The sequence below is a fragment of the Haemophilus sputorum CCUG 13788 genome, from assembly GCF_000238795.1.
Taxonomy (GTDB): Bacteria; Pseudomonadota; Gammaproteobacteria; order Enterobacterales; family Pasteurellaceae; genus Haemophilus_A; species Haemophilus_A sputorum.
Genome location: NZ_AFNK01000035.1, coordinates 47,430 through 66,567, shown reverse-complemented (window position 1 = coordinate 66,567; position 19,138 = coordinate 47,430). Strand labels below are relative to the sequence as shown.

At 40.3% G+C, this 19,138-nt stretch carries 16 protein-coding genes; 11 read left to right on the top strand and 5 right to left on the bottom strand.

The window, feature by feature from the left end:
• The first annotated feature begins 103 nt into the window (after positions 1-103).
• From djlA to HSP_RS0105200, 4 genes are read left to right on the top strand one after another with little or no spacing between them, the layout of a single operon-like run.
• Positions 104-976 carry a co-chaperone DjlA gene (gene djlA, locus HSP_RS0105215; protein WP_007523104.1) on the top strand — a complete coding sequence of 291 codons (873 nt, stop codon included), beginning with the start codon at positions 104-106 and terminating at the stop codon, positions 974-976.
• Positions 977-979: 3 nt separating this feature from the next.
• Positions 980-1,603, top strand: coding sequence for a DUF2238 domain-containing protein (locus HSP_RS0105210; protein ID WP_007523263.1), 624 nt, complete (start codon positions 980-982; stop codon positions 1,601-1,603).
• The gene (gene dusC / locus HSP_RS0105205; RefSeq protein WP_007523002.1) at positions 1,596-2,573 is read left to right on the top strand and encodes a tRNA dihydrouridine(16) synthase DusC; all 978 of its coding nucleotides are present in this window, start codon (positions 1,596-1,598) and stop codon (positions 2,571-2,573) included. Before HSP_RS0105210 ends, dusC begins: the two co-directional genes overlap by 8 nt.
• Positions 2,566-3,621, top strand: coding sequence for a YcjF family protein (locus HSP_RS0105200; RefSeq protein ID WP_007523142.1), 1,056 nt, complete (start codon positions 2,566-2,568; stop codon positions 3,619-3,621). The genes dusC and HSP_RS0105200 overlap by 8 nt, the downstream gene beginning before the upstream one ends.
• Before the next feature lie 58 nt (positions 3,622-3,679).
• On the opposite strand, the gene rapA is transcribed toward HSP_RS0105200, so the two are convergent.
• On the bottom strand, positions 3,680-6,589 hold the full coding sequence (rapA, locus tag HSP_RS0105195) for an RNA polymerase-associated protein RapA (RefSeq protein WP_007523176.1): 2,910 nt from the start codon (positions 6,587-6,589) through the stop codon (positions 3,680-3,682).
• A gap of 424 nt (positions 6,590-7,013) precedes the next feature.
• Here rapA and rlmD point away from each other — a divergent pair, with 424 nt between their 5' ends.
• Together rlmD and selD are read left to right on the top strand one after the other, a co-directional pair.
• Entirely contained in the window at positions 7,014-8,336 is a 1,323-nt protein-coding gene (rlmD, locus tag HSP_RS0105190; RefSeq protein ID WP_007523075.1) for a 23S rRNA (uracil(1939)-C(5))-methyltransferase RlmD, read from the top strand.
• A 33-nt stretch (positions 8,337-8,369) separates the two neighbouring features.
• Positions 8,370-9,413, top strand: a complete 1,044-nt coding sequence (gene selD / locus HSP_RS0105185) for a selenide, water dikinase SelD (RefSeq protein ID WP_081466973.1) — start codon at positions 8,370-8,372, stop codon at positions 9,411-9,413.
• A 40-nt stretch (positions 9,414-9,453) separates the two neighbouring features.
• On the opposite strand, the gene HSP_RS0105180 is transcribed toward selD, so the two are convergent.
• From HSP_RS0105180 to HSP_RS0105165, 4 genes are all read right to left on the bottom strand, one after another.
• Positions 9,454-11,376 (bottom strand): ABC transporter ATP-binding protein, encoded by a 1,923-nt coding sequence (locus HSP_RS0105180; protein ID WP_007523079.1) that lies wholly within the window; start codon positions 11,374-11,376, stop codon positions 9,454-9,456.
• Between the two features lie 112 nt (positions 11,377-11,488).
• Positions 11,489-12,796, bottom strand: a complete 1,308-nt coding sequence (serS, locus tag HSP_RS0105175) for a serine--tRNA ligase (RefSeq protein WP_007523188.1) — start codon at positions 12,794-12,796, stop codon at positions 11,489-11,491.
• 29 nt (positions 12,797-12,825) lie between these two features.
• The gene (gene smpB / locus HSP_RS0105170) at positions 12,826-13,305 is read right to left on the bottom strand and encodes an SsrA-binding protein SmpB (protein ID WP_007523020.1); all 480 of its coding nucleotides are present in this window, start codon (positions 13,303-13,305) and stop codon (positions 12,826-12,828) included.
• A 37-nt stretch (positions 13,306-13,342) separates the two neighbouring features.
• Positions 13,343-14,752 carry a YcjX family GTP-binding protein gene (locus tag HSP_RS0105165; protein WP_007523205.1) on the bottom strand — a complete coding sequence of 470 codons (1,410 nt, stop codon included), beginning with the start codon at positions 14,750-14,752 and terminating at the stop codon, positions 13,343-13,345.
• Positions 14,753-14,812: 60 nt separating this feature from the next.
• On the opposite strand from HSP_RS0105165, the gene HSP_RS0105160 reads away from it, so the two are divergent.
• The 5 genes from HSP_RS0105160 (at position 14,813) to trpA (ending at position 19,098) form a co-directional block, all read left to right on the top strand.
• Complete coding sequence (locus tag HSP_RS0105160) at positions 14,813-15,661, top strand: CYTH domain-containing protein (protein WP_007523160.1); 849 nt, start codon at positions 14,813-14,815, stop codon at positions 15,659-15,661.
• An 18-nt stretch (positions 15,662-15,679) separates the two neighbouring features.
• Positions 15,680-16,141, top strand: coding sequence for a YcgN family cysteine cluster protein (locus HSP_RS0105155; RefSeq protein WP_007523223.1), 462 nt, complete (start codon positions 15,680-15,682; stop codon positions 16,139-16,141).
• A 108-nt stretch (positions 16,142-16,249) separates the two neighbouring features.
• Positions 16,250-16,999 (top strand): SDR family oxidoreductase, encoded by a 750-nt coding sequence (locus tag HSP_RS0105150; RefSeq protein WP_007522970.1) that lies wholly within the window; start codon positions 16,250-16,252, stop codon positions 16,997-16,999.
• A gap of 96 nt (positions 17,000-17,095) precedes the next feature.
• On the top strand, positions 17,096-18,289 hold the full coding sequence (trpB, locus tag HSP_RS0105145) for a tryptophan synthase subunit beta (protein WP_007523169.1): 1,194 nt from the start codon (positions 17,096-17,098) through the stop codon (positions 18,287-18,289).
• The gene (gene trpA / locus HSP_RS0105140; RefSeq protein WP_007522977.1) at positions 18,289-19,098 is read left to right on the top strand and encodes a tryptophan synthase subunit alpha; all 810 of its coding nucleotides are present in this window, start codon (positions 18,289-18,291) and stop codon (positions 19,096-19,098) included. Before trpB ends, trpA begins: the two co-directional genes overlap by 1 nt.
• The last annotated feature ends 40 nt before the right edge of the window (positions 19,099-19,138 follow it).

Sequence of the window (19,138 nt, the reverse complement as noted above, 5' to 3'; positions counted from 1 at the left end):
TTGATGATAATCCCTGTATTTATAATGTTTAATCTTAATATTTAAGCGATTTTTAAGAAAATTACGTTAAAATAACCACATTACAAAAACAGAAGGAAACTTTATGCAATATATTGGAAAAATTGTGGGATTTATTTTAGGTTATCAAATCTTCCATAGCTTTTTTGGTGCTTTACTTGGTGCTTTCTTAGGGCATCTTGCAGATAAGAAAATTTATGAGCTTGGTTCAGTCAGCTCAAGTGTCTTTGGAAGTGGTTTGACTCGCCAGTCTATTTTTACTCAAACAACATTTGCAGTATTAGGGCATATTGCTAAAGCTAAAGGGCGTGTAACTGAAGATGATATTCATCTCGCACGTCAATTGATGGCGCGTTTGAAATTAGATGAAACTGCACAAAAACAAGCGCAAAAGGCTTTTTCTTTAGGTAAAGAATCCAGTTTTCCACTACGTTTAGTGATTCAAGAATTCAGAGAAGCCTGTGGGCAGCGTGTAGATCTTCTACGCTTTTTTGTGGAAGTTCAAATGCAAGCCGCTTTACAAGATGGCGAATTAGATGCTAACGAGCAGCAAATTCTTTTCACTATTGCAGAAACAATGGGAATCTCTCGTTTTCAATTTGAACAGATGATTGCAATGGTAATGGCAGCACAACAATTCCGTTCAGGTGGATTCCAGTATGAATATCATCAAGGTGGTTATCAGCAGCAATCTCAGGGCGGTTATTATAGTGGTCAAAATCAATCTTACTCTAATAGTGCACCAAGCATTGATGCCGCTTATAAAGTATTGGGCGTGAGTGCTGATGATGATCAAAATACGGTCAAACGCGCTTACCGTAAACTGATGAATGAACACCACCCAGATAAATTGGCTGCTAAAGGTTTACCAGATGAAATGATGGAATTAGCGAAAGAAAAAGCCCAACAAATTCAAGCGGCTTATGATTTAATTTGTAAATCAAAAGGATGGAAATAAGGTATGTTAAAGCGACATCTGATTCCGTTAAGCCTAGCAATATTGATTACGCTGATTGCGTTTTGGTCAGGATTAACACCAACGGATAGAGCTGTATGGTATGCTGAAGTTATGCCAATTTTTATCATTTTTGCGTTATTGGTGCTGACTTACCGAAAATTTCAGTTTAGTGGTTTAGCGTATATTTTGATGTCGTTTTGGATGATTTTACATCTTATTGGTGCAAAATATACCTTTGCTAATGTCCCTTTTGAATGGGGAAGTGAGTTATTAAGCCCATTATTAGGTGAAAATCGCAACCATTTTGACCGAGTAGCGCATTATGTTATTGGGTTTTATAGTTTTCCGATGGCTGAATGGCTATTACGAAATCGTAAATGCGGATTAGGTGTGGCATGTTTTTTTGCCCTATTTTTCATTATGGCTGTTGCAGCAAGTTATGAGATTATTGAATGGCAATATGCGGTGATTGAAGGCGGGAATGCGGGTGTCGAATTTTTAGGTTCCCAAGGAGATATTTGGGATGCACAAAAAGATATGCTTGCTGATACTTTAGGGGCGTTAACGGCATTAGTGATTTATTTGATTGCGCGCCCAGATCTAGCTTTGCGAGATGAAGATGCATAATAACGTTATCCCTAAAGTGATTCTTGCACCAATGCAGGGGGTTTTAGACCCTTTTGTGCGTCAGTTGCTTACAGCGGTGAATGATTATGATCTCTGTATTTCTGAATTTGTACGCGTAGTTGATCAAAAATTACCTAAAAAAGCATTCTATCGCCTTTGTCCAGAATTGCATCAAGGCGGAAAAACACCTTCTGGTACACCAGTACGCGTACAGTTATTAGGGCAACATCCACAATGGTTAGCAGAAAATGCCCAGCTTGCGATTGAATTAGGATCGCATGGTGTTGATTTAAACTGCGGATGTCCATCTAAAACCGTTAATGGCAGTCATGGTGGCGCTTCATTATTAAAAGATCCAACGTTAATTTATCGAGCAACGAAAGCAATGCGTGAAGCTGTTTCGGCTGAACAGATTGTGTCGGTTAAAGTTCGTTTAGGTTGGGATTCTGTAGATCACTGTTTTGAAATTGCCGATGCAGTAGCACAAGGTGGCGCAAATGAAATCACCGTGCATGGCAGAACGAAAATTGATGGGTATCGTGCCGAGCGGATCAATTGGAAAGCAATAGGTGAAATACAACAACGGCTCTCAATTCCAGTTATCGCCAATGGTGAGATTTGGGATTATGATTCTGCAAAAAAATGCCAAGAAATGACCGCTTGTAATCAACTAATGATTGGACGTGGCGCGCTCAATACCCCGAATCTTAGTCGTGTCGTGAAATTTAATGAACCGAAAATGCCTTGGCAATCTGTATTAACACTGCTTTTTCAATATGTGCAGATGGAAAATAGCCAAGATTCTGGTTTTTACCATGTTGCTCGTATCAAGCAGTGGCTACATTATTTAGATAAAGAATATCCACAGGCAAAACAATTATTTCAGATGCTCAAAACTGAACATGGCTATGAAGGCTTAAAGCAACATATCATGACGGCGATTGAGCATTGGAGCGAAAAAGATGACTAAACGTATTTTTGAAGAAACAGAATCAGATTTTAATCCAACCCTCAAACCTAAACAGGAATTCTCAGCAGAGGCGTTTGAGGTTTTTGAAGACACGGAAACGGAAGAAGTTGAAGAGGCGGATTTATCGTTTGAAGAAGTGGTTCGCCCAAATCGCTTTTGGATTCGTGTGCTATTAAGTGCGTTGGTGCTTTTCTGTGTTGCTGTGATTGCACAAAGTGTGCAGTGGCTTTGGGATAGTTATCAAAGCCATGCTTGGATTGCTTTAGCATTTGGCATTGTTTTCTTTTTATTGAGCTTAACGGGTGTTGGTGTCATTATTCGCGAATGGCGCAGATTGGTTTACCTGCGTCGTTATCAACAGCAACAGGCAATGAGTGAGCAAATCCTTCTTGAATCATTAAGCTCTACAAGCGGTGAAAATGCTCAAACATTTTGCAAAAATGTGTTAGAGAATATGCGCCATTTACCGCAAATTGCACAAGCAGAGCAGCGTTGGCAATCTCAGCTAAACGAAGCTTATGATGCAAAAGAAGTGCTTTATTTATTCAGTGAAAACGTGCTCACGCCGTTAGATCAACAAGTAAAAAAGCTGATTTCTCGTAATGCAACGGAAAATGCGTTACTGGTTGCGGTTAGCCCATTAGCGATGGTGGATGTGTTATTGATTGCTTGGCGAAATTTTGCTTTAGTGAACAAAATTACGAAAATTTATGGTATGGAATTAGGCTATATTAGCCGTTTGAAATTATTTAAATTAGTGCTCACTAATATGGTTTTTGCTGGGGCAAGCGAGATTGCAAGCGATGTAGCTGCTGATTTTCTGTCTCAAAATATGCTGGCAAAATTATCCTTGCGTGCCACCCAAGGCATTGGCGTGGGGGTGTTAACAGCCCGATTAGGAGTAAAAGCGATGACGTTTTGCCGCCCGATTGCTTTTCAAGAGAACGAGAAACCTAAAATATCAACTATTCGTGCGCAACTGCTTACTAGCGTAAAAGAGATGGTTTTTAGCAAGAATCGTGAACAAGCAGAAGAGATTGTTCGATAATCTAAAATAAATTGCCCCAATCAAATGAGATTGAGGCAATTTTTTATATCATAGCGGTTTACGATTCTTGCATGCTTACAATCACACGTAAGCTATCTAAGCGCCAAGTCGCTTGACTTAGATGATGCAATGTTTGCGATTTTTGTGCCTCAAGCAATGCAATTTCATCAGCTCGGATATTTTTATTAACCGCTTGTAAGGCCGTTAAGCGGTGTAATTCCGCACTTAATGCGTTATCAGCAAGTTGCTTCGATTCTTGCATCATCGTTTGTGCTTGTGGTTGAACACGTTGTTCACTGATGGCAATAAGTTTACGAATATCATTTTTTGCCATCGTTACAATTTGATTCGCCATTTGTTTATTGACCGGTTTTAACTGTTTTTCAAGCCCAGTAAAAGAAACCTGTGCAGCCATATTATTACCTTTGTTATCGAGCAACACGCGAATTGGTGTTGGAGGTAAAAAGCGGCTTAGATTTAGTCCTTTAGGGGCTTGTGTTTCTAAAACATAGATGGTTTCAAGTAACAAGGTGCCTGGTGGTAAATGCTTGTTAATCAATAGTGAAACGGCACATTTGCCAATATCGCCTGAAACAATCAAATCAATTCCGTTGCGAATCATTGGGTGATCCCAAGTTAAGAATGCCAATTCTTCTCGCGTTAAGGCCAGTTCGCGATCGAAGGTGACGGTTGTTCCATCTTCTTCGATGCCCGGAAAATCGGGAACAAGCATATGCCCGGTTGGGGTAATCACAATAGACTGCTCGCCTAAGTCTTCTTGTTCAAGCCCAATCACATCAAACAGATTTAGGGCAAAATTCACCAAATGAGGATTATTATCTTCTGCCTGAATAGCTTGTGCTAAGGTTTGAGCTGCTTCTCCACCATTTGAGTTGAGTTCTAATAAACGATCGCGACCTTGCTCTAAAGCGATTTTCAACTGTTGTTGACGAGCACGGGTTTTTGCAAGAAATTCTTCAAATCCGACCGCTTGTGGTGTGCGTAAATAGCTTTGTAACGTTTCACCAAATTCACGGAATAAGGTTGAACCCATCGGGCAGGTCTCTTCGAAGGCATTTAACCCTTGATGATACCAGCTGGCAAGTACCATTTGCATTGTGTTCTCAAAGCAAGGGACATAAATTTGAATATCCTGTTTTTGCCCAATACGATCTAATCGCCCAATACTTTGTTCTAGTAGATCAGGGTTGTCCGGCAAGTTAAAGAGAATTAACTGACTTGCAAATTGGAAGTTACGCCCTTCAGAACCGATGTTAGAACTGATTAACACTTGCGCGCCATCTTCTTGTTGGGCAAAGTAAGCAGCCGCTTTATCGCGCTCAACAATGGACATTTTTTCATGGAATACCGCAGAGCGAATTCCTTCGCGCTCACGAAGCGCTTGTTCTAATGAAATTGCAGTTTGTGCTTGTTTACAAATCAGTAGAATTTTCTCTTCACGGTGATTTTTAAGAAAGCTGATTAACCATTCAACGCGTGGATCAAATTCCGTCCATTTTGCCGCAGGATTCATACGTTGGAAGAGACTTTCCGGATAAAGCTGTTCTGCGATGGTTAAGTCGCCCATCATATTCATTACTTTCAAAGCATTAGCATATTGCGAAGGCATTTCTAAGGTAATTTGATGATAAATGCGATGAGGGAAGCCTTTCACACCTTGACGGGTATTTCTGAATAATACTCGGCTTGTTCCGTGGCGATCGATAAGCTCGCTAATGAGCGATTGACGCGCTTGCAAGCGGTCAGATTCTGCAATATTTTTACCATTGATAACCTTAAACATTGGCTCAGTATCTTCTTCGCTTAAAAGTTCAGCAATACTATTTTGTTCTGCCGCAGTCAGTGGTTTATCGTTTAATAAAGTGGCGACCGCATCAGCAACGGGTTTATAGGCTTGTTGTTCAGCAACAAAGGCTTCGTAATCGTAGAATCTATCGGGATCTAATAATGCTAAGCGAGCAAAATGGCTTTCTTGTCCAAGTTGTTCAGGTGTAGCCGTCAGTAACAAAACAGAAGGAATCTGTTTTGCAAGTTTTTCCACTAATAGGTAAGCCTCACTTGGCGTATCAACCGACCAAGCAAGATGGTGTGCTTCATCCACAATTAGCATATCCCATTCGCAGCCGAGAAGTTGTGCTGCTCGATGGGGATGACTTGCTAACCATTGAATTGAGGCAATCACTAAAGATTCGCTTTCAAATGGATTATCAGCTGGGGTTTCATCGTCTTCGCTTCTATCAAAATCAGCACAGCGTTCTTCATCAAATAAAGAGAATTTAAGATTAAAACGGCGCAACATTTCAACTAGCCATTGATGTTGTAGGCTTTCTGGCACCAAAATAAGCACGCGTTCAGCTCGGCCAGCGAAAAGTTGTTGTTGCAAAATCATTCCAGCCTCGATGGTTTTACCTAAACCAACTTCATCAGCAAGTAACACGCGAGGAGCTAAGCGTTGCCCAACTTCTTTGGCAATGTGTAATTGATGCGGAATGAGACTTGCACGAATGCCACGCATACCACGATGCGGCGATAAAAACTGCGCTTGTTGATGTTGTAGTGCTTGATAGCGTAGGGCAAAACGGTCAGCACGATCAATTTGAGCAGAGAAGAGGCGATCTTGTGGTTTGCTGAAAGTGATTTTGTGATCTAGCTGCATTTCAGGTAGCACGGCTTCTTCTTCGGTATCGAGTCGTTTTCCTAAATAGATACTAAAACCTTGATTGTCGATAACTTGCTCAACAACTAACTGCCAGCCCTCGCTGCTACGGATGCGATCACCTACTTGAAATTGTACACGGACGAGCGGTGAGGCATTAAGTGCATAAATTCGTTCTTCTTCAGCAGCTGGAAAAGCAATAGTCACACTGCGATTATCTACGGCTTGAATAATGCCTAACCCTAATTGGTTTTCTGCTGAAGAAAGCCAGCGTTGTCCAACGACAAACATGATATTCTCCTTTTTATATATAAAATTGAAGCAAAGTTTCTTCCGAGTAAGTAAGCTAGCTATTTTAGCAAATCCAACACTATTTTTCTGCCAGAAAACCAAGAAAAAACCGCTTGTAATGTTGTTTATACAACGTTACAAGCGGTTGCTTTCCGAGTCTAAAATGCAAAATTAGTGTTTGTATAAAAAACTACATGCAACTAAGGTTGCTTTAGACAATATTTTCATAGAAATCCTTCTTTATGAAAATTAAGTGAACAAAAATAAAGTCTTTAAAGTTATTTAAACAATAACCGTCAAAAAATAGGACTGGGTAAAAATAATAAAGTTCAGCAATGCTCATCGGAGCAGCTGGTGTTTCCTTTTTTATATTTAGTCAGCTTTTCGCTATAATACCTAGTAAAAGAGTTTCGAATTAAGAAAAATGGCACAATTTTATTCTGAAAAATTTACAAAAAAAGCGAAAAAAACGACCGCTTGTCGCCAAGTAAAAATCCAATCATTAGATTATCAAGGCTTAGGCGTGGCAAAAATTGAAGGTAAAACGTGGTTTATTGAAAATGCATTGCCTGGTGAAGAAATTGAGATGCGCCTTATTGATGAAAAACGCCAATATGGACATGGAAAAGCGGTAAAAATTCTCAAAAAATCCAGTGAACGCCAATTACCCAGTTGTGCGGTGTATGATGAATGTGGTGGTTGTCAAATGCAACACATTCCTTTGGCATTACAACGCGAAACTAAGCAAAAAGCCCTATTTCAACGGCTTCAAAAACTGCAAAATACGCCAATTGATTTTCAACCAATGATTGTTGGTGAACCGAAAGGTTATCGCCGCCGTACTCGGTTAAGTATTGCCTTACAAGCTGGAAAAGTGGTGATGGGATTTCGCCAACAAGGTTCAAACCATATTATTCCATTAACGGAATGCGAAGTGCTATTGCCTAGCCTTTCTGCGCTTTTGCCAAAATTAAGCGAACTTTTAACTGCTTGGCAAAATAAAAAGGCGTTAGGTCATATTGAATTGGTTCAAGCAGATAACACCATTGCAATGCTATTTCGTCATGTTGGTACTCTTTCTGAAAAAGATGCAGCAGCCTTAAAGATTTTCGCAGCGCGCGAAGAGTTAAGCCTTTTCGTGATGATCAGCGAACAACAGATTGAGCATTGGTGTGGGCAATCTCCTTATTATGTGGTTAGCGGTTGTCAGATCGGTTTTTCGATGAGAGATTTCATTCAAGTAAATGCTGAGTTGAATGCAAAAATGGTGTCTCAAGCACTGGCATGGTTGGTGCCGAGCAAAAATGACCGAATTTTAGATTTATTCTGTGGTGTGGGTAATTTTACTTTGCCACTTGCTAAAATGGCAGGGCAAGTCGTTGGTGTAGAAGGCGTCATTGAGATGGTGCAGCAGGCAAAACAAAATGCTGAATTTAATCAATTAGAGAATGTGGCTTTTTATCAAACGAATTTAGATGAGCCGTTTATTGAGCAGCCTTGGGCGCAAGAACCCTTTAATAAAGTTTTATTAGATCCAGCCAGAAATGGGGCATGGTTTTGTTTAGATCATCTTTGTGCTTTGGCGCCTGACCGGATTTGCTATGTTTCTTGTAATCCTGCAACACTTGTGCGTGATGCACAAAAGCTTATTGAGCAAGGTTATCGCCTTGAAAAAGTCGCGATGATTGATATGTTCCCGCAAACGGGGCACTTGGAGTCTATTTCTGTTTTTGTGAAAGCAGCATAGGCAAAGTTTAAACGTATTATCAAAGGAGTAGAAATGTCAGAAATTGTTCGTTTAACACAATTTAGCCATGGCGCTGGTTGAGGTTGTAAAATTTCGCCTAAGGTTTTAGGGACTATTTTACACAGTGAACTAGAAAATTTTATCGATCCAAATTTATTAGTGGGCAATGAAACTGCTGATGATGCTGCCGTTTATGATATTGGAAACGGAACGGCGATTATCAGCACGACGGATTTCTTTATGCCTATTGTCGATGATCCTTTTGATTTTGGACGTATTGCGGCAACAAATGCGATTAGTGATATTTTTGCAATGGGTGGTAAACCTATTATGGCGATTGCTATTTTAGGTTTTCCCGTGAATAAATTACCGGCAGAAGTGGCACAAAAAATTGTTGAAGGTGGTCGTTTTGCTTGCCGACAAGCGGGCATTGCTTTGGCGGGAGGGCATTCTATTGACTCGCCTGAGCCTATTTTTGGTTTAGCGGTAACAGGTATTATCCCAACTGAGAAAATTAAGCGAAATGCGAGTGCTGAAGTAGGCTGTCAATTATTCTTAACCAAACCATTAGGGATTGGTGTGTTAACGACGGCTGAGAAAAAAGGGTTGTTGAAAGCAGAACATCAAGGCTTAGCGCGTGATGTAATGTGCCAAATGAACCTAATCGGTGCAGAATTTTCGCAACTGGAAGAAGTAACCGCAATGACTGATGTCACGGGCTTTGGTTTATTGGGGCATCTTAAAGAAATTTGTGAAGGCTCGAACGTGCGTGCAGTGGTTGATTTTGCGCATATTCAAACCTTAGATGGGGTAAAAGCGTATATTGCGCAAGGTGCCGTGCCTGGTGGTACACAACGTAATTTTGACAGTTATGGGCACTTACTTTCTCCAATCACCGATGAGCAAAAAGCAATTTTGTGTGACCCGCAAACTTCTGGGGGGCTATTGATTGCCGTTCAACCGCAAGCGGTCGAAAAAGTGCAAGAAATTGCAAAATTAGCCAATACGCCGTTGATTCCTGTTGGCAAATTAGTGGCAGCTGATAGTGGCAAACCGTTAATTGAAGTGCAAGCATAATCGCAATAAAAATGGCTAGGAAATCCTAGCCATTATTTTGCTATGCATTTAGCATTGTTTCTAAAGTTTCTTGCGCTTCAAGCCATTGCATTTCAATTTCTTCGACTTGTTTTTTCGCCTCAACCTGTTTTGCCAATGTTTCAGTCAGTTTTGCTTTATTTTCCGCCTCATAGATTTCGCTAGATGCCAGTAAGGCTTCTAATTCGGCTAAACAAGCGGTCGCTTTTTCTAAATTTTTTTCCAATTGGCTAATCGTTTTACGCAATGGTGCTGTTTGTTGACGCAGTTCCGCTTCCTGTCTTTTTTGCTCTTTACGATCTTGCGCAGAAATACCACCACTTGTATTTCCTGTTATTTCGTTAGTTTCAGCTGGTTTTGTCGCTAATAATAGGGCATTTTGTTCATTCAGCCATTTTTGATAATCCTCTAAGTCGCCTTTAAACTCTTCGACTTTGTGATCGTGCACCAAGTAGAATTCATTGACGGTTGAACGGAGTAAATGACGATCGTGCGAAACCACCACTAATGAACCTTCATAATAAGTCAGCGCATCGGTTAGGGCTTGGCGCATTTCTAAGTCTAAATGGTTGGTTGGCTCATCTAATAACAGCAGGTTTGGTCGTTGCCATACAATTAAAGCTAATACTAAACGCGCTTTTTCACCACCAGAGAAAGAGGTAACCGCTTGATTGACTTTATCTCCTTTAAAATCAAAGCCACCTAAATAGTTGCGTAATTCTTGTTCAGTTTTTTCAGGTGCTAATTTTTGTAAATGCCACAATGGGCTTTCATCAAAACGCAGGGTATCGACTTGATGTTGTGCAAAATAGCCTAATTGAACGCCTTTAGCTAATTGAATGTTACCGCTTAATGGTGGGATTTCTCCTGCTAATAATTTAATTAACGTTGATTTCCCTGCGCCGTTTCGTCCGAGCAAACCAATACGAGAGCCAGGAACAAGGTTTAATTTTACTGACTCTAATACGATTTTATCTGCATAGCCTGCACTGACTTTTTCCATCATGAGCAGCGGGCTAGGCAGTGAAAATGGTGGTTTAAATTCAAATTCAAATGGAGAATCCGCATAAGCTGGCGCAATCAATTCCATTTTTTCTAAAGCTTTAATACGGCTTTGTGCCTGTTTAGCTTTAGTCGCTTTAGCTTTAAAGCGATCAATAAAGCTTTGTAAATGGGCAACTTTGCGTTGCTGTTGTTGAAAAGCGGCATTTTGTTGGGCAATTTTGGTCGCACGCTGAATTTCAAACGAGGTGTAATTTCCTGTGTATTCGTGAAGTTGTTGATGTTCAATATGAATGACGCGATCAATAATGGGGTCAAGGAAATCTCGGTCGTGTGAAATTAAAATTAAAGTACCTCGATAATTAGTTAGCCATTTTTCCAACCAAATGACAGCATCTAAATCCAAGTGGTTAGTCGGTTCATCTAATAACAATAAGTCAGAACGGCAAATCAACGCTTGTGCTAAATTTAAGCGCATTCGCCAACCACCAGAAAATGATTTTACCGGTAACGTAAGTTGTTCAGTAGAGAAGCCTAAGCCGTTTAATAACGTCGCTGCACGCGCTTGGATTGTCCAAGCATCAATGGTATCTAGCTGGGCATGAAGTGTGGCGATTTTATTCCCATCATTTTCATGGTTTGCAATCTCAAGTTGCTCATTTAACGCGGTATATTCTCGATCACCTAAAATAACATAATCAATCGCACTGCAATCTAGCGCGGGCGTTTCTTGATTTACCCACGAAATTGACCAGTTTTTAGGAAGTGAAACTTCACCGCCTTCAGGCTGAAGTTCGTTTTTAATGAGGGCAAAAAGAGAGGATTTCCCACAGCCGTTTTTGCCGACTAATCCCACTTTTTGACCGGTATGAATAGTTGCTGAGGTTTTGTCTAATAAAACAGAAAGCCCCCTTTTGAGGGTTAAATCGGTAAAAAATATCATAGTGAAAGCGGTTAAATTTGAGCGGTATTTTGCAAAATTGTCACAAAAATAATGATGTTAAAAAGGCGTGCATTGCACGCCTTACAATGAATGATGCCTTAAGTACGGCTGATTAAGCACTAATGACTTCTAAGCCACCCATATATGGACGTAATACTTCTGGTACGGTAATTGAGCCGTCTGCATTTTGGTAGTTTTCTAACACCGCAACAAGGGTACGACCAACCGCTAAACCAGAACCATTTAAGGTGTGAACAAAGCGAGTTTTCTTATCGCCACGAGATTTGCAACGTGCTTGCATACGACGCGCTTGGAAATCCCACATATTTGAACAAGAAGAGATTTCACGGTAAGTATTTTGTGCCGGTAGCCACACTTCTAAGTCGTAAGTTTTGCAAGAACCAAAGCCCATATCACCTGTGCAAAGGAGCACTTTACGATAAGGTAAGTTTAATAATTGTAATACTTTTTCTGCGTGTCCAGTCAGTTCTTCTAACGCTTCCATAGATTTTTCTGGCGCAACGATTTGTACCATTTCTACTTTTTCGAATTGGTGCATACGAATTAAGCCACGAGTATCACGACCGTAAGAACCTGCTTCTGAACGGAAACATGGTGTATGCGCCGTGAGTTTTAGAGGTAGTGATTCTTCATCAATAATTTCATCACGCACAAGGTTAGTTACTGGAACTTCAGCTGTTGGAATTAAGCTAAATGAACGTTGAACTTCATTTGGGTCTTGTCCAGTTAATGGTTGAGTGTGGAATAAATCTTCGCCGAATTTTGGTAATTGACCGGTACCAAATAAAGAGTCATGGTTTACTAAAAATGGTACGTTGGTTTCTAAATAGCCGTGTTGTTCGGTGTGTAAATCTAACATGAATTGAGATAATGCACGGTGTAATTTCGCAATTTTACCCTTCATCACGACAAAGCGGCTTGCAGTTAATTTTGCCCCTGCACCAAAATCTAAACCATTTAATGTTTCACCTAATGCCACGTGATCTTTCACTTCAAAATCAAATTGGCGAGGCGTTCCCCAACGTAAAACTTCTAAGTTTTCTGAATCATCTTTACCAAGAGGCACTTCTTCTGCAGGTAAATTTGGTACAGATAACAATAAGGCTTTAATTTCAGCTTGAACTTGGTCTAATGCCACTTTTGCTTCATTTAATTCATTGCCCATGTTATCCACTTCTGCCAATAATGCAGAAATATCTTCGCCACGAGCTTTTGCTGCACCAATGTTTTTAGAACGTGCGTTGCGTTCTGCTTGTAGGGTTTCTGTTTTAACTTGTAGCGCTTTACGTTGTTCTTCTAATGCCTTAACTTGTTCAATATCTAAAACAAAGTTACGCTTAATTTTTAGCGCTTGAGCTACTTCATCTAATTGCGTTCTTAATAAATTTTGGTCGATCATAATGTTTCCTTAATTATGTAATTTAATCGTTAACCACGGTTCGCGTTTTTCATAATACGTTGTTTAGCAACTTGCCATTCGCGGTCTTTAATATCTTCACGTTTATCGTGTAATTTTTTGCCTTTTGCCACACCAATTTTCACTTTTGCCCAAGCGGCTTTCCAATAAAGGGAAAGGGCAACAACAGTCATTCCATCTCGGTTCACTTTACCAAAGAGTGAATCGAGTTCTCGTTTATTGAGTAATAATTTTCTGGTTCTAGTTGGGTCGGCAACGATATGTGTTGACGCCATATTCAGCGGGGTAATGGTTGCACCGAATAAAAAGGCTTCGCCGTTTCTAAAGGTAACATAGCTATCCCCAATATTAGCTTTACCGGCGCGCAGAGATTTCACTTCCCAACCTTGGAGTTCTAAGCCGGCTTCAATTTCTTCTTCAATAAAATATTCATGTCGTGCGCGTTTATTTAGCGCAATAGTATTTGAAGCAACTTTAGGTTTTTTTGCCATAATATTCAAACTTAATAAAAATAAATGAAATTCTACCTTAATCTAGCAGATCAGCCAATAGGAACTGTAAGGCAGCGTCCATTCGTAAATGTGCAATCGGCTGGTCAAATTCGACCGCTTTCGGCTCGAATTGGTCGAACTCAAATCGGTTAAATTGCCAATAACTTTTTGAGGGTAAGCGATTAGGCACATCTCCCGGATATAGCGTAATCAGTTTGCGGTCTTGGCTACGAATACCTCGAATCGCTTTAATTGCCACATCATTTTGTTTGGTAATAACAGGATCGGTTGCACGAATAGCGGAAATTGCGTGATAACCCGTTTCAATCCCTTCAAATTCTGCATGACGCCCACCTTCTTGTACCAACTGACGCATAAGGCTTTCAAGATTAGGCAGCTGGTCGCTAGTAATGTGGTCAGCTTTAGTTGCCACAAATAAGAGTTTATCAATTTGAGCCGAAAATAGGCGATGAAACAGCGAGCGATTGCCATAATGGAAATGCTTAAACAGTTGTTGTAAACCAAGCTTCATTTCCAAAAAGGCTTCATAACCATGATTTAGCGGTGTTAAGCAGTCCGCTAAAATGACTTGGCGGTCAAATTGTGAAAAATAATCTTGATAAAATGGTTTCACAATTTTTTCTTGATAAGCCTGATAGCGTTTTTTCAATGTATGGTAAGCACTATTTTTCGGGCTATTTTCTAATTTTTGCCAGTCTGCTTCAGTTTGATTTAATAACGGGAAAAATTGATAAATCGGTGCTCCTTTCATGATTTCTGTTGGCAGCACAAATCGCCCCGGTTGAATGTATTGCATACCAGCATCTTTACAAGCAAACAGGTAATGAGTGTATTGTTCGCTAATCTCAGCGAGTTGGTTTTCATTGGTTTTTGCAAAAAGATCAAGATTTTCGACCGCTTGTAAGTAGTCTTGTGCTAATTCTGCCCGTTGACCAACGTGCACTTGCTGTTGGCTTTGCGACCATGTTTTGAAATCTTGCGAAAGCATTGGCAAATCAAGCAACCATTCACCCGGATAATCAAAAATATCTAAATAGAGCGTGCCTGTTTCTTTAAAGTGTTTGAGTAGCCCATTTTGTCGCTGATAGCGAATGGCAAGGCGAATCTCGCTAATGCCAGTGGTAGATGGCGCCCAAATCGGCGGTTGGCTTTCTAAACATTGGCGGTTTCTATCGTAATCAAAACGAGGAATAGTGAGATCGCCATGTTCAATACGCTTAACTGAAAGAATTTGATGATGGCGTGCTGGCGCAAAAAGATTAAGATGATTTGCCTCATCTTTGCGAATATGCAAAAGCTGATCGACAAGACTGGTAATAAATGCGGTCTTGCCACTACGGCTTAATCCAGTCACGGCTAAGCGAATATGATTATCTAAACCACGTTGGACGAATTTATGGAGTTTATTTTGGATTTGATGAAACATTGTTACAATGCAGAAAGCGAAAAATTAGCCAAATAATAGCAAAAAACAGCGAGGTAAAAAATGGCAAAGCTGGCAGAAACCGCAGAAATTGAATTGAAAATCAGATTAGCATCAGAAAATGTGGCGAAAATGCAGGCGTGGTTAAATGGCCTACCGAATGCAGCGCATCATCAAGTGGTTTTAGGTAACACTTATTACGACACCCCAGATCGCTTTTTTGCCCATGAACAAATGGGATTGCGTGTTCGCACTGAAAATACCCGCTATGAAATGACACTTAAAACGGCAGGAAAAGTCGTTGATGGCGTGCACATCCGCCCTGAATATAATTTGCCATTAAATGAACCTAAACCTGATTTTGCTAAGTTGAATACACATTTCCAGTTAGGGTTTGAAAATGCAGCTCAAATCAATGCCGAATTGTTACCGACTTTCAGTACTGATTTTACTCGACATATTTGGCTAGTTAACTATCAGCAATCACAAATCGAAATTGCGTTAGATCAGGGTAATATTCGAAATCCATTGGGAGAATGTAAAATTTGCGAGCTTGAGTTTGAATTAAAAACAGGGCAGTTAAAAGATATTTTGGCGTTAATTGCCCAAATGCCGGTCATGCAAGGTATATGGTTTAGCGATTTAAGCAAGGCACAACGTGGATATTATTTAGGACAAGCGGTTAAATTTTCAGAAGAAATTGCAAAAATCCTCAAAGCCGATTCTTTGCTAAAACAAGAAGCGCTGTTGGCAGATTATATTCGAGAATATCCAGAAAATAGCGCTTATTTAGCCACACTAAATCAACAGTTAAAAACCGAATTTGATTGGGCGCAAATGCAAGCTTATTTAAAAAGCCCAACCTATTTTGCACAAAATTTAGCGCGTTTAACTCAGCGTTATGCAGGCTAATATGTTAGAATCTGCGGTATGAAACAAAACGACCAACAAATACAAATTACCCCTGAATTTTGGAAGCATAAAAGTCTGCTTGAAATGAATGATGCCGAGTGGGAAGCGCTGTGCGATGGCTGTGGCAAATGCTGCTATCGTAAATATATTTTAGGCAGAGGCAAGCGAGAGCGACTTTATTATACGCGCGTGGCATGCAATCTTTTAGATGTGGAAACGGGAAGATGCACGAATTATCCGAACCGTTTTAAAATCGAGCAAGATTGCACTAAGCTCACCAAAAAGAATTTACCTGATTTCGGCTGGTTGCCTAAAACTTGTGCTTATCGCCTACTTTATGAAGGTAAGCCGTTGTTTGATTGGCATCCACTCATTTCCCAACGACCTGACTCCGTTAAACAAGCGCAAATTCTGATTGCCAATGGCGTTCACGAAAAGGATGTGATTGAGTGGTTTGAGTTTGTGATTGACGAAGTTTAATGCTAGCGGTGTGATTTTGTGAATTTTTTGCAAAATCACACCGCTTCTACTTGCATCAAAAATAAAAATGTACTACTTTAATAGTACAAGTTAAAATGAGGAGTAAACATGAGAACCGCATTAGTGACTGGCGCAACAGCAGGATTTGGTACGGCTATTTGTAAATTGCTGATTGCTTCAGGTTATAAAGTGATTGGAACTGGCAGACGCGCAGCGCGTTTAGCAGAGTTACATTCGCAATTAGGCAATAATTTCTTACCGCTTGCATTTGATGTGAGCGATGAAAAAGCGACTGAACAGGCATTAAATAGCCGTCCTGAAGGTTGGAAGCATGTTGATTTATTAGTAAATAATGCAGGGCTTGCTTTAGGGCTTGAGCAAGCACATCAAGCAAATTTAGCAGATTGGTATCAGATGATTGATACGAACATTAAAGGCTTGATTACGGTTACCCGTTTAATTTTACCTGAAATGGTAGCGCGTAATACGGGGCATGTTATCAATTTAGGCTCAATTGCAGGAAATTATCCTTATGCGGGTAGCAATGTTTACGGTGGAACGAAAGCGTTTGTGAAGCAATTTAGCTTGAATCTGCGTGCAGATTTAGCCGGCACCAATGTACGAGTAACCAATGTTGAGCCGGGCTTATGTGGTGGTACAGAATTTTCAAATGTGCGCTTCCATGGCGATGATGAAAAAGCAGCGAAGGTTTATGAAAATGTTGAGTATGTTAGCCCAGAGGATATTGCTAATATTGTGCTATGGCTAAATCAACAACCAGAGCATGTCAATATTAACCGCATTGAAGTTATGCCAACTGCACAAAGTTTTGCGGGTATGTCAGTCAGCCGAAAATAATAGATGGGGTACCTTAAGGGCGTGCTGAGTACGCCGTTTTTAAGCCATTCTTTATAAAAGCAATCGAACAAAAAATTAAAAAGGAAATAACAAAATATGTCAGACACACTTTTAAACCCTTATTTCGGTGAATTTGGGGGAATGTATGTACCGGAAATTTTAGTGCCTGTACTAAAACAGCTTGAGCAAGCTTTTGTTGAAGCGCAAAACGATCCTACATTTCAAGCCGAATTTGCCGATTTACTGAAAAATTATGCAGGTCGCCCAACCGCTTTAACGCTTTGTCGTAACTTAACGAAAGGCAGTAAAACTAAACTTTACCTTAAACGAGAAGATTTATTACATGGTGGTGCACATAAAACTAACCAAGTTTTAGGCCAAATTTTATTGGCAAAACGCATGGGGAAAACGAGAATTATTGCTGAAACTGGCGCAGGTCAGCATGGTGTCGCGACTGCCTTAGCGTGCGCTATGTTAGATATGCCTTGTGTGGTTTATATGGGCGCAAAAGATGTGGAACGCCAATCTCCAAACGTGTTTCGTATGCGTTTAATGGGGGCTGAAGTTATTCCAGTGCAAAAAGGCTCTTGTTCGTTAAAAGATGCTTGCTGTGAAGCAATGCGAGATTGGGCTGCTAATTATGAAACCACTCATTACTTAATTGGCACGGCTGCAGGGCCACATCCATTCCCAACAATGGTAAGAGAATTTCAGAAAATGATTGGCATTGAAACCAAACGTCAAATTCTTGAAAGAGAAGGGCGCTTACCAGATGCGGTGATTGCCGCTGTCGGTGGCGGTTCAAATGCGATTGGTATGTTTGCCGATTTTATTGATGAAACTGCAGTTGGGTTAATTGGTGTTGAGCCAGCTGGTAAAGGGATTGAAACAGGCGAGCATGGCGCACCGCTTAAACATGGCACAACGGGTATCTATTTCGGTATGAAATCGCCAATTATGCAAGATAAAGATGGACAAATTGAAGAATCCTATTCAATTTCAGCTGGACTAGATTTCCCATCAGTAGGGCCACAGCATGCTTATTTGAATGCAACAGGCCGAGCGGAATATGTTTCTATTACTGATGATGAGGCTTTAGAAGCATTCCAAGCGCTAGCAAGACATGAAGGGATTATTCCTGCATTAGAATCTTCTCACGCTTTAGCTTATGCGTTAAAACTGATTAAACAACAACCAGAAAAAGAACAATTATTAGTGGTGAATTTATCAGGACGTGGCGATAAAGACATTTTTACCGTAGATAAAATTTTAAATGGAGGAGCAAACTAATGAGCCGTTTTGACACTTTATTTCAAAGCTTAAAAGCAAAAAATGAAGGGGCATTTGTGCCATTTGTGACCCTTTGCGATCCAGATTTTGACCGTTCATTTGAAATTATTGAAACTTTAATTGCCAACGGTGCGGATGCATTAGAGCTAGGTTTTCCGTTTTCTGATCCACTTTTAGATGGGCCGGTGATTCAGGCAGCCAATAAACGGGCATTAGATGGCGGTTTTAGCACAGATAATTGCTTTGAGTTGATTGAGAAAATCCGCGCAAAATATCCAGAAATGCCGATTGGTTTGCTGTTGTGTGCTAATTTGGTTTTTGTACCGACTCAAGAAGCTTTCTTTAAACGCTGCCAAAAGGCAGGCGTTGATGCGGTGTTAATTGCAGATTTACCAATCTTAGCTGCAGAAGAGTTTGTACCAACTGCAAAAGTACATGGTATTCAACCTGTGTTTATTTGCCCGCCCAACGCAGATGAAGCCACAATTTCTCGTATTGCCAACTTAACCGAAGGTTATACCTATTTAGTTTCTCGTGCAGGGGTAACTAGTGCCGAAAACCAATCTCATGCTGGCAATTTAGATACATTAGTTGAAAGCCTCAAGCGGTCGAATTCTGCTCCAATTTTGCAAGGCTTCGGTATTGCCAAACCAGAACAAGTCAAAGAAGCGCTAGCGCTAGGTTGTGATGGTGCGATTTCAGGCTCGGCGATTGTAAAAATTATTGAACGTAATTTAGATAACCAAGCCAATTTAATTCGAGAATTATCGGCTTTTGTTAGTGAAATGAAAGCGGCAACGCGCAGTTAGTTACAATAAAAATAAAAGCGAGTGGATGTAAATTATGCCA

Bases quoted from the DNA above. Each gene is read 5' to 3' on its own strand.
- HSP_RS0105155 (WP_007523223.1), top strand. From the start codon at position 15,680: ATGAAACAAAACGACCAACAAATACAAATTACCCCTGAATTTTGGAAG.
- dusC (WP_007523002.1), top strand. From the start codon at position 1,596: ATGCATAATAACGTTATCCCTAAAGTGATTCTTGCACCAATGCAGGGG.
- HSP_RS0105200 (WP_007523142.1), top strand. From the start codon at position 2,566: ATGACTAAACGTATTTTTGAAGAAACAGAATCAGATTTTAATCCAACC.
- trpB (WP_007523169.1), top strand. From the start codon at position 17,096: ATGTCAGACACACTTTTAAACCCTTATTTCGGTGAATTTGGGGGAATG.
- HSP_RS0105180 (WP_007523079.1), bottom strand. From the start codon at position 11,376: ATGATATTTTTTACCGATTTAACCCTCAAAAGGGGGCTTTCTGTTTTA.
- serS (WP_007523188.1), bottom strand. From the start codon at position 12,796: ATGATCGACCAAAATTTATTAAGAACGCAATTAGATGAAGTAGCTCAA.
- HSP_RS0105160 (WP_007523160.1), top strand. From the start codon at position 14,813: ATGGCAAAGCTGGCAGAAACCGCAGAAATTGAATTGAAAATCAGATTA.
- trpA (WP_007522977.1), top strand. From the start codon at position 18,289: ATGAGCCGTTTTGACACTTTATTTCAAAGCTTAAAAGCAAAAAATGAA.
- HSP_RS0105210 (WP_007523263.1), top strand. From the start codon at position 980: ATGTTAAAGCGACATCTGATTCCGTTAAGCCTAGCAATATTGATTACG.
- djlA (WP_007523104.1), top strand. From the start codon at position 104: ATGCAATATATTGGAAAAATTGTGGGATTTATTTTAGGTTATCAAATC.
- HSP_RS0105150 (WP_007522970.1), top strand. From the start codon at position 16,250: ATGAGAACCGCATTAGTGACTGGCGCAACAGCAGGATTTGGTACGGCT.
- rlmD (WP_007523075.1), top strand. From the start codon at position 7,014: ATGGCACAATTTTATTCTGAAAAATTTACAAAAAAAGCGAAAAAAACG.
- smpB (WP_007523020.1), bottom strand. From the start codon at position 13,305: ATGGCAAAAAAACCTAAAGTTGCTTCAAATACTATTGCGCTAAATAAA.
- rapA (WP_007523176.1), bottom strand. From the start codon at position 6,589: ATGTTTGTCGTTGGACAACGCTGGCTTTCTTCAGCAGAAAACCAATTA.
- HSP_RS0105165 (WP_007523205.1), bottom strand. From the start codon at position 14,752: ATGTTTCATCAAATCCAAAATAAACTCCATAAATTCGTCCAACGTGGT.